This is a genomic window from Shewanella intestini, assembly GCF_018221465.1.
In the GTDB taxonomy this organism is placed as follows: domain Bacteria; phylum Pseudomonadota; class Gammaproteobacteria; order Enterobacterales; family Shewanellaceae; genus Shewanella; species Shewanella intestini.
On the sequence record NZ_JAAIKR010000008.1, the window covers coordinates 128,443 to 142,767 of the forward strand.

Here is a 14,325-nt window from a genome sequence, read left to right on the forward strand (position 1 = left end):
ATAATTGGGCAGTTATAATTGTGTTGTGTTTAAGCCAGCCGCTTTTAAGCGAGCGGTTAGGTTGCGCATTTTTGAGAATTCAGTCCCGAAGCTACTTTTTAAGCCTACGCCTTCACAGAACTCTTTAGCTGTGATGTTTTTTAGGTCATCCGCATACTTGATCATTTGTAGGTGCATTTCTGCGGTGTATTGATTGCGAGGAGCATCATTTAAGGCTTGCTTAATGCTGTCGAAAATGGCTTGTTCGGTCATGTTATTGTGCCTTTGGTTTGCATATAGTCACACACTTTTAGCTAATTTATATAAATTAGCTAAAATCAGTGTTGATCACAATCAATAAATGAGCTTCAATGCTCATATGTGAATATAAGGGTTTTATTTATTCCAATGCCTCTTAACCGTAGCGATCCCAAAATCTAGTACTTCAGCTGCTTTAGATTGAGGTAACCCTTTGGCTTTTTGAGCTTGTACTAAGGCTGTTGTGTTGTGCGCTGCTGGTCTACCAAGCTTTTGGCCTTCGGCCTTAGCTCGAACTCAGCAAAGGCTGAGAACATCTGCAGCATCAGTTTACCCTCAGCACTTGAAAGATCTGCTACGGGGAGATCAAGGCAAACGACTTTGATGCCTTTTTCTGTAAGCAGGTTAATGGTGTTTTGTACGTCTATGTTATCTCGGCCTAAGCGGTCTAGCTTTAATACCACCAGAATATCACCACGTTCCAGCTGGTGATTGATTAGCATTTTAAACTTTTAGCGTTTCATAGCTTCAACTGAACCAGAAACTGTTTCACTGATAACTCTAGAATCATTCACCTCATAGCCTTTTTTCCTGATAGCAATAATCTGATTCTCGGTGGTTTGCTCAGTTGTAGAAACGCAACAGTAAGTGATAATGAGGTATCACTTACCTTTAATGACAACTATAAATACTTCAACCAAGGCTTATTGCTTTGGTGTTTATATTGGCTAAATCGTTTGGTTGGAAAATACAATAATACCGCTAACACTGCAGCCATTGTCCAAATATAACCAATATGATCAAAGCCAAAGAGCTCGCCCTGATTAGGGCCAATGACATTCACTGCAAACTTATACATCACTAGCAATAAATACAGGTGCACAATGTAGAAGAACATAGGTGCAGAGCCGATAGTTGATAACACATTACCAATACGTGGGTGAATATTTTCCATCACCCGCAAACACAGCAAGGTAATACCAATGGTCGACAATAAAAAGGCTAAAGAAGGTGGATACTTAGTGAAGTTTAGAATGGATTTTACGGTCATCACCAAGGTGTCGCCTTGCTGCCAATCAAGTGTTTCACCATAAAGATTAAAGCCGCGTAGCACAGCCAATATCGCTAAACAGCCCACACCTAAAGCCAGTAACCACTGATGACGCTTGTCAGCGGCAAAATGAGCACTGTATATAGGGCCTAAGCAATAACCCAAGATAATTAACCCAATCCATGGCAGAACGGGATAACTTGCCCGTATACCGATAACATCCGTTGTTAAAATGGTGCCGCGATCATGCAATATGGCCCACAAAGTGTAACCCCATTCATCAGGGGAAAAGTTAATAGGCGTTAAAAGGTTATGACCAAATACAATGGTTAAACCAATGGCTATCAACCATGCTCTTGGCAAGTTAATCACCATGGCTAACGCTAACATGCTGATACCAATTGCCCATATCACCTGTAGCCAAATCATTTGATAATTACCCATCCACTGGAATGTAATTACCGTGCACTCTAAAGCAATTAAAAATAGCCCACGTTTAATTAAAAATGTGCGCGCACAACGTTGTTCGCCAAAGGCCGGATGACGGTAAAGCCATGCCGATAACCCAGTTAAAAACACAAACGCAGGCGCACAAAAGTGAGCAGCAAAACGTGTGAAGAATAACTCAGTGCTGGTTGCATCTAAGTTCATAGGATCTGTAACTTGCTGCTGATAAAAAAATCGCTCCCGAACATGATCAAGTAGCATAATCAACATGACTATCCCACGCATGATATCAATGCTGTCGATACGCTTTTTTATGGTGGAGGCGGTTTCAATTGTCATGAAAAACTCTCTTAAAATGGCTAAGGTGTAACGTAACCGCCGCAAGTATCAAGCCTCAATGTTAACGTAACCATCTTATCCGCCTAATATTAATTGTTAAAATCAGGCTACAGTGGCAGCGGTACTCACCAGCAAGACCACATTTAAATGGCGTATTATGACCATAATGGCAAACATTCAGTGCTGTTTTGATTGAGAAAACGCGATGACAAGCAACAGAAAGTGCGTTACACAAAAAATCAAATAACCGATATAAGCTATTGTTAATATCAGCTATTTTACAAAAATAATACTTAGATTTCTGTGATGAGCACTGTATATAAACAACGATAAAAATCAACCATTGCAGCACAATAAACACATTATGTTGCAACTGTTTTGTCACAACAAAGCCATCCTCTATCAGCCCGATGGTTAAGCGGTAACAACGAGCCTCTGCCCTTAAGTTGGTAAGCAAACCTGAGTTATTTTTTGTAAAAAGGTGAGATAATTGTTAGTTTGCCAAACAAGGAAAATCAAAAACCATAAAAAATATGATTAATAAGAAAGGATTAATTAATACCAATACCAATACCAATACCAATACCAAATAATATTTAATAAATGTTTTTTATTACAACCAAAGACGTTGGCCATTCAAATAAAAAAGAAAACGCATTAAATAAAGAGATTAGTTTATCAAAGCGCAACATTAACAAATATTAATACACATAAGTATTAGTTATCTTATACAATTTAAGCATCTACATTATTGATGACACATAATGAAAAAAAGAATGGTTTATTTCACATTGCTACTTTCTTTGTTGGGACAGTTTATTCTGACTCCAGCAATGGCGATGCCGAAATTCTTACATTCTGTAGCTATGGGTCAAATGCAGATGATGCATAACATGCCGATGACAACGAGTATGCCTCACGCAATAAAGGGACAACACTCGACTGAATGCCATCAACATATGAAAATTGCAGCATCACAGATAAATTGTTCTGCACTTTGTGCCAATATGGGGCATATTAATTTCATTGCCCATTTCCCCTCAGTCATCAACATTGACATTTTCGCATTATCTTCAATATCATCACCACAAAGTGATGTTATTCATCTCGCCGGTTGGACCGCTCTTACCGCCGAGCAGTCTCGCTTATCCCGACCTCCCAAACATCAACTTGCTTAATATTATCTTTATTTCTATCAAATAATTTAAGTTATTGTTGATGTTAGGTTTTATGAAATAAAACATACCTAATGCGCTGTAAAAAGTGCATGACTATGTGACTATATTCATCTTTTACCTAGCACCAATTCATTGAATCCTACAGATTCAGTTTGTTATTGGAGCTTTACCATGAAAAACTTTTATCTCTCTGCCCCCGTTTTATTCACACTAGCTTGCACATTTAATGCCTTTGCTACACCAAGCGAAAGCATCACAGTTAGCCTTCCCGACCCTCTTACTATCGAATCAATCGACGGAACACCACTCGTTACTCCTGTTCATTCGGTGCATTTATCAAACGAAAATCAGCAACTTCAGCTGCGTTATATTGACCGTTTTGAAGATAATGCCGACACTGCGCACCCACTACAAAAGTCAGCAGCACTTTATATTGATATCCCCTCTTTACTCAAAAAACTCACGACACCGCTACCACAAAACATTGTTGTATCAATGCCTTCAATTAATAACGCTGAGCAAGCCAAGCAATACCTGGCATCACCATCAGTGACCATTAACACGACTTCAAAAAAACTAAATATTAAATTATTAACGTTAAACCAGTACTTGTTATCGATTACTAACAAATACAAGAAATAATAAATCGGCAATTTACCTTGTGAAAAACTTATTATTTATCACAAGGTAATTTCCACAGAGACAGAATTAAAGACGAAGTTAACTAATTAGCTTCGTCCGAGCTCGGCTTGTTATTTAAAAGCTGTTAAGCAATAAGTTCAATTAAATTATTTAATAATTATTCGAGAGTAATTCCATGATTAAAAATATAATTTTCATTATATCAATGGCCTGTTATTCATCGGCTTATGCCCAAGCACTATCTCCGATAGATAATCACCCTTTATCACTCTCGGAGGTATTAAACATTGCTGCGAAGCAAGATTATCAGCAGCAGTCCATCAGTGCACAGGTAACCCAAATTAAGTCGAATGCCACAAAAGCAGGTGCGTTAGCCGACCCGGTTGTGTCACTTAATCTTCAAAACCTTCCCACCGATTCAATGTCCCTCAAACAAGAGGCAATGACGCAGTTAAAGCTTGGTTTTAGCCAAAAATTCAATGCGGGAGATAGTCTGCATTACCAAAAACAACAACTGTTAAACCAAGCTGACAGCAAACAATTTTCACTCGGCATTCGTGAAAAACAGCGCCAACAAAACCTAAAAACCCTTTGGCTGCAGTTAACGAATATCAACAAAAAAATTAGTCAAACCAAGCAATTATTAACTAAAAACCATCAGCTAAAAAAACAAATGCTAACGAATTTAACCGTTAATAAAGCCAATCAAAATGTCATTTTTCAAATTGAAATATACAGCGCCCAAATAAGTAATGCCTTAACTGCACTTAAATTGCAGCAAAGTACAGCCGTGTCATCACTTGCAAATTGGATAGGCAACGCCGCATATAGACCCTTAGCGCTAAGTTATCCAGATTGGACATTTAAACCGCAAACCCACTGGAATTGGACTCAACAAGCTCAACGCTTACGTGCTCACCCAGAAATTCAGCAACAACAAGCCTTATTGGCCAGTGCAAAAGATATCGTCAATATTGCCAAGCAAAAATATCACCCCCAATGGGCGCTTAATGTTGGATACGGCCACCGACAAGACGCATCCAATAATGCCCCACGTAGTGACACATTATCTGTTGGCGTGTCGATGAGCGTGCCGTTATTTACTAGCAATAGACAAGATCAAGGCTTATTGGCAGCCAAAAGTGGCGTGGTGATGCAGCGAAATCAACTCCAAGACGCATTACGAGGATTAACAGCACGTTGGGTACAAGCGCAACAAGCTGTTGAATTACAACAACAGCAACTGCAGCAATATACCCAAACCATATTACCCACAGCACAACAGGCAACGGCACTGATCAAGCAAAATTATCTTACTGGCAATGCCAGTTACCAGCAGTTAATCAAAAGCCAAATGGATTTACTCAACTTAAACAACCAATTTTCAGATGCCCAAGCTGCGTTGTATATCGCCTTGGCTCACCTTCAATATTTTAATATAAAATAAGGGATATCTTCATGAAACCTAATAAGTTATTTACTTTATTATTCTCTATCGTGGGCATCATTCTCGGTTATAGTGCGGCGCATATAGACCAATCGATGAATCAACAGCCATCATCAAACCACGCAGCGACCGATCCAAGTTCATCAGCCACGATTAATACCACTGACACAGCCCAAGCTAAGCGTGAAATTTTATATTGGGTTGCGCCAATGGACCCCAAATATAAACGTGACAAACCAGGTAAGTCACCTATGGGCATGGCATTAGTGCCTGTATATGCCGACATTAACACCGCACCGAGTGCTCAAGTAAGCACTACCCAAGTTAAGCGTGAAATTTTATATTGGGTTGCGCCAATGGACCCGAAATATAAACGAGACAAACCGGGTAAATCACCGATGGGCATGGCATTAGTGCCGGTATATGCCGACAATGACACCGCTTCAATACAACAGCATCAAGGCGATGTGAAAATTGCTGCTCGATTTCAAAATGCATTTGCGCTACAAACTCAAATTGTTAAACAAGGTCAGCTTGAGTTACAGGTAAATACTTTCGGTAATATCGACTTTAATGCCAACTTAATTTCTCGTATTCACCCACGTGTTGCAGGCTGGATAGAAAACCTCCAGGCCAATGCGGTTGGTGACAACGTCACACAAGGCCAAGTGCTCTTTTCGTTATATTCACCCGATTTACTGAGCGCGCAACAAGAATTTGTTAGTAGCCTCAACTTGCAACAACCCACCATGATTACTGCCGCCAAGCAAAAGTTACACTTAATGGGCATGGCTGCGAGTCAAATTACCCAACTTGCCAAAACTCGCCAGCCTCAAATTAAAGTCAAAATGTTAGCCGCCCAAACTGGTGTCATTGCCAAACTTAATATCCGTAACGGTATGTACATTAAACCCGACACTGATTTATTAACTATCTCAGGGTTAGATACGGTCTGGGTTGATGCCGAGGTATATAGCCAACAATCGGCGCTAGTTAAGCAACAACAAAATGTAACGGTAACAGTAGATTCATTAAGCAACAGTACATTTACAAACCAGTTCCCAGCCAAAGTGAGTTACGTTTATCCGTTTTTAAATCCCCAAACTCGTACGCTAAAAGTACGCATTGAAATCCCGAATCCAAAGCATATTTTAAAACCAGGCATGTTCGCCAATATACACATTCATGCAGGCAAGTCTGCCACGGGGATCATCGTACCACGGGCAGCACTTATTAAACGTGTAGGTGCGCAACATGTCATTTTACAAACTGATCCACAGCACTTTCAGAGTGTTGCTGTAAATGTTGTCGCCGCCAACAACAAACAAGTTGTGGTCAGCAACGGCATTAATAGCGGCGACACCTTAGTCACCTCTGGCCAATTTCTCATTGATTCAGAGTCAAATCTCGACGCGGGTCGGCTACGCACCCAAGGTACAACTCAATAAATTCAATTTTTATTACCCAATAACGCGTTAATAACAGCGCATTACAACCTAGAAGGATCCAAAAATGAATACCCGTACTCATTGTGTTAACCACAAACGTTTTAGCACTTATGTCACCAGCATCGCTTTAGTTACCAGCAGTGCATTGGCATTGATGATATCAAGTAGTTCGATGGCCGCAGAGCAACAGCACATGAACATGAGCAATATGAATATGACTCAACCCCAAACAACGGTTAAACATGCAAAAGCACATGGCGTATTAGTAAGTATTGACGCCGCTCACCACAGCGTTGTGATTAAGCATCAAGCGATTAAAAAATGGCAAGAACCCGCCATGACAATGCCATTTGATGTCGCAACATCGATTGACCTCAATGCATTTAGCGTGAGCAATAGCATTGATTTCACCATCACTAAAGACGCCAACAATAACGTCACAATTATTTCGATGACACCCGCTAACTAGCCATTAGCTTGTTACCGTGACACTGATATTTTCAGCTTAATTTGTGCCACGGTAAGCCTTCTTGATTCAAGTTATTTTAGGTATATCAAATGAATAAAATTATCGACTGGTCTATCAACAATCGTTTGTTAGTCTGCATCGGCGCACTACTGTTACTTGCAGCCGGAATTTATGCCGTTAAACATATTGCTGTAGATGCTATTCCCGACCTGTCTGAAATTCAGGTCATTGTTAAAACTAGTTATCCGGGTCAAGCTCCGCAAGTGGTAGAAGACCAAGTCACTTATCCTTTAACAACCGCAATGTTATCGGTGCCTAAAGCGAAGAGTGTCCGTGGATACTCTTTCTTCGGTGATTCGTATGTTTATATCATTTTTGATGAAGGCACTGACCTTTATTGGGCACGCTCACGTGTTCTAGAATACCTATCACAAGTTAGCGGCAAATTACCGCCTCAAGCCAGTCCCGAATTAGGGCCTGATGCCACTGGTGTAGGTTGGGTATTTGAATATGCCCTCACTGATAAAACTGGGGCACACAACTTATCTCAACTACGCGCACTACAAGATTTTTATCTTAAGTATCAACTACAAACTGTCGCTGGTGTATCAGAAGTCGCCTCGGTGGGCGGTATGGTAAAGCAGTATCAAATTGAAGTTGACCCCAACAAATTGCGTGCATACAACTTATCATTGCAACAAGTTTCTAGCGCCATTAAACGCGCCAACCAAGAAACAGGGGCATCTGTTGTAGAAATGGCCGAAGCGGAATACATGGTGCGTGCCAATGGCTACATTGCCAACATTAACGACATTCAAAAAATTCCATTAACCGTTTCCCAAAACGGGACACCCGTTACCTTAAATCAAGTCGCCAACATTCATATTGGCCCACAAATGCGCCGCGCCGCAGCCGACTTAAATGGTCAAGGTGAAGTTGCCGGCGGCATTGTCGTTATGCGCTATGGTGAAAATGCCCTTGATACCATCAATGCAGTAAAAGCAAAGTTAACGCAATTGCAGTCAGGATTACCTAAAGGAGTGCAAATTGTTACCACTTACGACCGTTCAACGCTTATTGCCCAAGCTCAATCAAATTTAGTCCATAAACTTATCGAAGAGATCATCGTTGTTGCGCTTATTTGTGGGTTATTTTTATGGCATGTGCGCTCAACTTTAGTGGTTATTTTCACCCTGCCCGTCGGCATATTGAGTGCCTATTTAATCATGTATTATCAAGGCATTAATGCCAACATAATGAGTTTAGGCGGTATTGGTATTGCCATTGGTGCTATGGTTGATGGCGCAATTGTCATGGTAGAAAATTTGCACAAACACCTTGCCATCGATGATAACCGCAGTCACTGGCAAAAAGTGGCCGATGCCAGTAAAGAAGTAGCTTCACCGCTATTTTTCTCTTTGTTAATCATTACGGTCAGTTTTATTCCGGTATTTGTTTTACAAGGACAATCTGGCAAGTTATTTCATCCATTAGCATTCACTAAATCTTACTCCATGGCAGCATCGGCTATTTTAGCCATTACACTGGTTCCCGTATTACTAGGTTTCTTCGTTCGCGGTCATATCACCCCTGAACATAAAAACCCTATTAACCGTTTTTTCAGTGCATCTTATCGCCCAATATTACACTGGGCGCTAAGCCATCCTAAAAGTATCATCTTATTTGCATTAGTAATTAGCGCATCAACTCTGTTCCCGCTTAAACACATTGGTAGTGAATTTATGCCGCCACTTGATGAAGGCGACCTAATGTATATGCCAACCACTTATGCAGGTATTTCAATTGGTAAAGCAAGGGAAATACTACAACTTACCGACCGTCAAATTAAAACCTTACCTGAAGTAAAAAGCGTTTTCGGTAAAGTGGGGCGCGCAGAAACTGCCACCGATCCAGCACCATTAACCATGATAGAAACAACCATTCAATTTAAGCCACAAAGCCAGTGGCGTGAAGGAATGACCAAGGAAAAAATTAAACGCGCATTGAATGATTTAGTTAAATTTCCAGGGCTATCTAATGCGTGGGTCATGCCAATTAAAACCCGTATTGATATGTTATCAACAGGCATTAAAACACCTGTGGGAATAAAAGTAGCAGGCAGTGACTTAAAAGTAATTGAATCCATTGGTAAACAGTTAGAGTCAATATTAGCAAAAGTCCCCGGAACAGACAGTGCTTATGCAGAACGTTCAGCAGGAGGTCGTTACATCAATATCGATATAAACCGCGACAGCATTGCCCGCTACGGCTTGAACATTGCCGATGTACAACAAATTATTCAAACTGCTGTCGGCGGCATGAATGTCACAACAACGATTGAAGGCATTGAACGATACCCTGTTAACTTACGCTACCCACAGCAGTATCGTGACTCTGATGACAGCCTTAAACAGTTACCAATCGTCACGCCTAAAGGGCAGCACATTCAACTTAGTGACATTGCCATCGTTGCCGTTGAAGATGGTCCGCCAGCAATAAAAACAGAAAACGCAACGCCAAATGGTTGGGTGTATGTCGCCTTAGCAGATAACGTTGATGTAGGTTCTTATGTAAAACGCGCGCAAATTGCTGTGGCACAACAACTCACCCTACCTGCAGGTTATGCGCTTAATTGGTCTGGGCAATATGAATACATGCAACAATCCGCCGCGCAGTTGCAAGTGGTGATCCCTGTGACCATCGCCATTATATTTCTATTGCTCTATCTCAATTTTAAAAATTTAGGTCAAGTTAGTTTAGTGATGCTCAGTTTACCGTTCGCCCTTGTCGGCGGTGTTTGGTACTTATACATTGCCGACTATAACTACTCGGTTGCTGTGGCCGTCGGCTTTATTGCTACATCAGGCTTAGTGGTCGAAATAGGGGTGCTGATGCTGACTTATCTAGACATGTCAGTGACTCCTCTATTCCAGCAGGCTGAGCAGTTAAATACGTTACCTACTTTGGAACAATTAAAAAACGCCATTATTGACGGGGCAGCCAAACGGGTCAGACCAATAATCATGACTGTTGCCACCGTAGTTTTAGGTTTATTGGCGGTAATGTCAGGCCACGGGGCGGGAGCAGAAACCATGCGCCGTATTGCAGCACCAATGGTAGGAGGCATGGTAACGGCATTATTTTTAACCTTATTATTATTGCCAACATTATATTATTTATTACGTAAACCTAAATCGGCTTAATGGCTTATCATCTGTTACGCTTTTCAGTCATCATGTGATAAAACACATTTGAAATTTTCAATAAAAAACGCCGTAAAGGTTACCCTTTACGGCGTTTTTCTTTTATCTAATTAGCACTAAATAACACTAATAACACTAATAACACTAATAAGACTAATAACGTCAAATATCATAAGTGACAAATTACTTAACTGCCTGCTGAGTTATCAGCTTATAAACCACATTCAATTAATGAATGGCCTAAACCAATATTGTGGGTTTGCTTAACAATGCTTAGCCCAGCAAGTTCAATTAATGGCAAAAACTCATGGCTCATATAAAAACGGCTGTTGCCGTTGGCAATGGCGGTAAAGTATAAACTGGTGGCGTTAAGCGAATAACTGGCTGACTCGTAATCTTGGCAGTCTGGAAATAACTCCAAAATAAATATCCGCGACTGTGGTTTCATCGCTTCTTTTACTCGTACCAAAATACTGACAATTTCTTCTTTAGAGAAACAATCAAGGAATTGGCTCATCCAATATACATCTTGACCCGCTGGTAACGGATTTTTCGGTGCTAATAAATCACATGTAAACGGAGTCACGCGCTCAGTAAAGCCTGCTTGTGCCATGTTTTCGTTAGCAACGGCTAATTGTTGCGGTAAATCCACCATGGTCACATGCACATCGTTATTGTGTTGGCAACATTGCTTGGTCCACTTACCGGTGTTGGCACCAATATCACATAAGGTCGCCGTGTCTTGGGCAAACACTTCTGTTAATAATGTTGGGAAACTGCGGTCAGAGTAATAATGGTCAAAGCCAAACCAGCTGTCTTTTTCGCGCTGATTTAACTGCGACAAACCTTGATATAACGTATCCCACTCGCCTAAATGCTTCAAACCAGCAGGTTTAGTGTGTTTAATCGCTTCGGTGAGCTCTCCCATGCCTTGATAGCAAATGTCTGCAACAAAATCCATGTTGGCAATGGTCATGGGATCAAAATCAACAAACTGACCTAACTTGGTCAGTTGGTATTTGTCGTTTTGCCAAATAACTAATCCAGCCGATAAGCCCATATCTAACAACACCGCCACACCATATTCAGTCACGCCACAACGTTGGGCTAACTCTTTAGCACTCGCGGCTGAATCAGGCGCATTACCTAACGCGGCCAAAATGCCTAAGTCACGTAAACTTTTACTGGCTTGAAATGCAATAGGCGCAAAAGCTAAGCGCTGCGCTTCTTCTTTCGCACTTAATGCTGTGCGAGTATCTTCACGATAAAACTTCATTGATATCTACTATGTACTAAGGCTATTGACTAGCGACTGCTCGGATTGACTTGTTAATGTCTAAATTAAGGTTTCTTATCCAAGTCGCCACTTTCTTATGTATTTTGCCATCGTGGTATTTCAGATTTTCTGAGCTGTAGTACTCAATGGCGTACTGTTGACTATCATAGGGTATATCGACCACCAACTGATGTGAGCGAACATCCAATGTGCCGCGCAGTAACGTGTCATTAACTGGAATAATCTGCCAGTCACGCACAAATCCCGCTTTTATAATCGCATTTTTAACTTGCTCTTGAGTGAGGTTATACCCGACAGGCTGTGATTTTACTTCCGGTATCGGGATTGTTTTACAACCAGTTAAAATAATTGCGAACAGTAATATAACTATCTTTTTCATTTTCACTCCATGTAACATTTTATTGAAACAGACAAGGTCAGTTAATCAACATCAAATACACTAACGCTGAGCGACAGTTTTTTATAATCGTCAAGAAAAGTGGTAGCATACGCGATTATATTTTAAAGAGATAGCCAATTACCCATGCAGGTTAACTGTCAATTACGCGCTTGGTCCGCCACATCAGACAACCTTACCGCGCTCAGTGGCCACCCCATTTCGGTTAATGAATATAAGATACCGAGCGCAATTAAACGCCGAGCAAGTGCACTGACAAAATTGGTTATCGGTACTTGTTTACCTATTTTGTCTGAAACTGACATTGACTATATTGTGTTTGCCACTCAACACGGTGAAATTAATCGCACCCTAACCTTGTTAAATTCATTGGCTCAAGAACAAGAATTGTCACCCACTGCATTCGCGCAATCAGTCACTAGCACCGCTCCTGGGTTGTTAACCATTGCCGCCAAAAAGCCTATCCCTTTTACCACAGTGTCGGGCAATAACAATACATTAGAGGCTGGGTTAATTGAGGTGGCTATTCGTTTACAACAACAACCTCAACATCAAATACTATTAATTGTGGCCGATGAGTCTTTACCTGAAATCTACAAGCAGCATAATCCAAACCAGCATCAAGCAAATTTATTAGCCATGCATTTTGCGCCGGGGCAGCAATGGCAAATTAGCATCTCCGCCGCCGCGCAGCTAGATGACGATTCAAATACAGCCAATAACACCGTTCACCCTGCTAATGAAACAAAACAACGACAACAATTTATTGATCAGTTAGCGAATCAATTGTCATTTAAGGTCAGGTTCAACAACTCAACCCAATGGACATGGGTTAAGCAATGAATACCTTAAGCCGCTACCTTCGCGCATGTGCTTCGGCGATTGCATTTTTTTGCTTTGGATTTGGCGGGCTAATCTTATCTTATATTTGGTTCCCAATATTGTGGTTGGTGCACAAAGACGCCACCAATTGTGAGTTGGCGTGTCAAAAAAGTATTTGTAAAAGCTTTCGGTTTTTTGTGCAGTTTATGCACGTGCTGCGCATCCTCGATATCGACATAAAAAACGCCGAACGATTATCTACCCAACACGGCTGTATCGTGGTAGCAAACCACCCAACACTTATCGATGTGGTCATTTTAATGGGCTATATGCAACAATGTGACTGCATTGTAAAAAATGATCTTTTTCACAATCCATTTATTCGCCATATCGTTAACATGGCTGGCTTCATACCTAATCAAGCTGATGATTTAATTACACTGTGCCAACAAAAACTGCAGCAACAGCGTAAATTACTCATTTTTCCTGAAGGCAGTCGCACAGTCCCTGGAGAACGTGTAAAATGCCAACGTGGTGCGGCGCAGCTTGCAGTGCGATGTCACACAGACATTCAAACAGTCCGGATCCATTGCTCACCGCTGGCGTTATATAAAGGCTGTCCTTGGTATAACATGCCTGCTTCACCAATGACATTTACAATTGATGTTGATAAACCAACATCAGTATTGCCTATAATTGAAGAGACACCAGCACCAGCAACTGCGGCAAGAAAGTTAACTCGGTATTTAAATACCCATTTGCAACCCAACACCATTTATTAACGATTTTAAAGGACCCGACAGTGAACGACATTGAAGTAAAGTTAAAGCAACTGATCATTGAAACGTTGAATCTTGAAGATTTATCTATCGACGATATTGCTTCAGAAGAACCGTTATTTGGTGACGGCGATGGGCTAAATTTAGACTCAATTGACGCGCTTGAATTAGGGTTAGCAATCAAAAAACAATTCAATGTATTGATTAATGGTGACGACCCAACCGTTCGTGAACACTTTGCCAGTGTTGCTACATTAACGCGCTTCATCAAAGCCCAACAAGCTCCAGAGGTGTAACGTGACTCGTCAGGAAATTTTCGACATTATCAAACAAGGTATGGTGGAGTTATTTGAACTTGAGCCAGACCAAATTACCAATGAAGCCAAGCTTTACGAAGATCTAGACTTAGACAGTATCGACGCGGTTGATCTTGTGGTTTACCTACAAAACAATACCAGCTCTAAATTCGAAGCGGCAACATTTAAGTCAGTTCGTACCATCGCAGATGTTGTTGATGCCGTGGTAAAATTAGAAGCTGAGTCTAAAACATCGGCATGAGGTTAACCACC

15 protein-coding genes are annotated in these 14,325 nt (G+C 41.0%); 10 read left to right on the forward strand and 5 right to left on the reverse strand.

Annotated elements, in window-relative coordinates:
• Positions 1 to 12: 12 nt before the first annotated feature.
• The 3 genes from G3R48_RS10000 to G3R48_RS10010 all read right to left on the reverse strand — a co-directional run bounded on the left by G3R48_RS10000 (position 13) and on the right by G3R48_RS10010 (position 2,074).
• On the reverse strand, positions 13 to 252 hold the full coding sequence (locus G3R48_RS10000) for an HTH-like domain-containing protein (protein WP_153662903.1): 240 nt from the start codon (positions 250 to 252) through the stop codon (positions 13 to 15).
• 218 nt (positions 253 to 470) lie between these two features.
• On the reverse strand, positions 471 to 740 hold the full coding sequence (locus G3R48_RS17255; RefSeq protein ID WP_228497338.1) for a recombinase family protein: 270 nt from the start codon (positions 738 to 740) through the stop codon (positions 471 to 473).
• Positions 741 to 919: 179 nt separating this feature from the next.
• Positions 920 to 2,074: an acetyltransferase domain-containing protein gene (locus G3R48_RS10010; RefSeq protein ID WP_153662905.1), complete on the reverse strand. Its 1,155-nt coding sequence runs from the start codon at positions 2,072 to 2,074 to the stop codon at positions 920 to 922.
• A gap of 764 nt (positions 2,075 to 2,838) precedes the next feature.
• Here G3R48_RS10010 and G3R48_RS10015 point away from each other — a divergent pair.
• The 6 genes from G3R48_RS10015 to G3R48_RS10040 all read left to right on the forward strand — a co-directional run bounded on the left by G3R48_RS10015 (position 2,839) and on the right by G3R48_RS10040 (position 10,461).
• Complete coding sequence (locus G3R48_RS10015) at positions 2,839 to 3,252, forward strand: hypothetical protein (protein ID WP_153662907.1); 414 nt, start codon at positions 2,839 to 2,841, stop codon at positions 3,250 to 3,252.
• A 171-nt stretch (positions 3,253 to 3,423) separates the two neighbouring features.
• Positions 3,424 to 3,894 carry a DUF2057 family protein gene (locus G3R48_RS10020; protein WP_153662909.1) on the forward strand — a complete coding sequence of 157 codons (471 nt, stop codon included), beginning with the start codon at positions 3,424 to 3,426 and terminating at the stop codon, positions 3,892 to 3,894.
• A 175-nt stretch (positions 3,895 to 4,069) separates the two neighbouring features.
• Positions 4,070 to 5,341 (forward strand): TolC family protein, encoded by a 1,272-nt coding sequence (locus G3R48_RS10025; protein WP_153662911.1) that lies wholly within the window; start codon positions 4,070 to 4,072, stop codon positions 5,339 to 5,341.
• An 11-nt stretch (positions 5,342 to 5,352) separates the two neighbouring features.
• Positions 5,353 to 6,789 (forward strand): efflux RND transporter periplasmic adaptor subunit, encoded by a 1,437-nt coding sequence (locus G3R48_RS10030; protein WP_153662913.1) that lies wholly within the window; start codon positions 5,353 to 5,355, stop codon positions 6,787 to 6,789.
• A 64-nt stretch (positions 6,790 to 6,853) separates the two neighbouring features.
• Positions 6,854 to 7,258 (forward strand): copper-binding protein, encoded by a 405-nt coding sequence (locus tag G3R48_RS10035; RefSeq protein WP_153662915.1) that lies wholly within the window; start codon positions 6,854 to 6,856, stop codon positions 7,256 to 7,258.
• Between the two features lie 89 nt (positions 7,259 to 7,347).
• Positions 7,348 to 10,461, forward strand: a complete 3,114-nt coding sequence (locus G3R48_RS10040; protein WP_153662917.1) for an efflux RND transporter permease subunit — start codon at positions 7,348 to 7,350, stop codon at positions 10,459 to 10,461.
• Between the two features lie 211 nt (positions 10,462 to 10,672).
• Here the strand turns inward: G3R48_RS10040 and G3R48_RS10045 are convergent, their stop codons facing one another.
• Both G3R48_RS10045 and G3R48_RS10050 read right to left on the reverse strand, forming a co-directional pair.
• Positions 10,673 to 11,737, reverse strand: coding sequence for a methyltransferase (locus G3R48_RS10045; RefSeq protein WP_153662919.1), 1,065 nt, complete (start codon positions 11,735 to 11,737; stop codon positions 10,673 to 10,675).
• 22 nt (positions 11,738 to 11,759) lie between these two features.
• A complete protein-coding gene (locus G3R48_RS10050; RefSeq protein WP_153662921.1) occupies positions 11,760 to 12,137 on the reverse strand; it encodes a hypothetical protein in 378 nt (125 codons plus the stop codon).
• Positions 12,138 to 12,281: 144 nt separating this feature from the next.
• Between G3R48_RS10050 and G3R48_RS10055 the strand changes: the two genes are divergently transcribed.
• From G3R48_RS10055 to G3R48_RS10070, 4 genes are read left to right on the forward strand one after another with little or no spacing between them, the layout of a single operon-like run.
• Positions 12,282 to 12,998: a beta-ketoacyl synthase chain length factor gene (locus G3R48_RS10055; RefSeq protein WP_153662923.1), complete on the forward strand. Its 717-nt coding sequence runs from the start codon at positions 12,282 to 12,284 to the stop codon at positions 12,996 to 12,998.
• Positions 12,995 to 13,759, forward strand: a complete 765-nt coding sequence (locus G3R48_RS10060) for a lysophospholipid acyltransferase family protein (protein WP_153662925.1) — start codon at positions 12,995 to 12,997, stop codon at positions 13,757 to 13,759. The genes G3R48_RS10055 and G3R48_RS10060 overlap by 4 nt, the downstream gene beginning before the upstream one ends.
• A gap of 20 nt (positions 13,760 to 13,779) precedes the next feature.
• Positions 13,780 to 14,052, forward strand: a complete 273-nt coding sequence (locus tag G3R48_RS10065; protein WP_212593306.1) for a phosphopantetheine-binding protein — start codon at positions 13,780 to 13,782, stop codon at positions 14,050 to 14,052.
• 1 nt (position 14,053) lies between these two features.
• Positions 14,054 to 14,314, forward strand: coding sequence for an acyl carrier protein (locus G3R48_RS10070; RefSeq protein ID WP_323741253.1), 261 nt, complete (start codon positions 14,054 to 14,056; stop codon positions 14,312 to 14,314).
• The last annotated feature ends 11 nt before the right edge of the window (positions 14,315 to 14,325 follow it).